At 40.9% G+C, this 535-nt stretch carries 1 protein-coding gene; it reads right to left on the bottom strand.

Annotation, left to right across the window (positions count from 1 at the left end; all coding sequences use genetic code 11):
* Nucleotides 1-96 precede the first annotated feature (96 nt).
* Nucleotides 97-535, bottom strand: a 439-nt coding sequence (locus A3739_RS07085; RefSeq protein ID WP_156502439.1) for a WS/DGAT domain-containing protein, incomplete at its 5' end; no start/stop codon positions are given.

Raw genomic sequence — 535 nt, 5'->3', positions numbered from 1 at the left:
CAGGGTTTACTGACTATTGATGCGCTTAAAGTGCTTTGGGATCAAGCATCAAGCGAAGAGAAAAAAGAATTTCTAAAATGGGCGTTTAAGTAAGTTTTATTCGCCTTGCTTCGAGCTTGTAGTGGATGAGAATAGTCCGCTTACAAGCTCACTTGCATCGTCAATAATGCCGCTTACAAATGACCGGCTCTCATCCTCTTTTTCTTCAAGTGCTGTATGTTTCAATTGATCTATACGTTCCAGCGCTTCTTCCAAGTAACGAGAAAATGGCTTCTCTCCGTTGAAGCGATCTGGACAATATGTGCAGTTGATATTGTATTCGCCGTTATAACTGATGATGGTGATCGTTAAGCCAATTCCATCAAACAATGGGCTGCTGCATGACAAAGAAACTAGTTCGTTTTCTTCTAAATACAGAGGGAATTGTGGGCCTGGAATATTGATGATTGGGAGGTTGAACATCGGCTTAAACTTTTGAGCCAATAAAAATTCTGAGTATACGCTAGCAGAAAGTGAGGCCATATTGCTAGGTACA

The sequence above is a fragment of the Oleiphilus sp. HI0067 genome (genome assembly GCF_001635735.1).
This window is presented reverse-complemented; position numbering and strand designations above follow the sequence as displayed.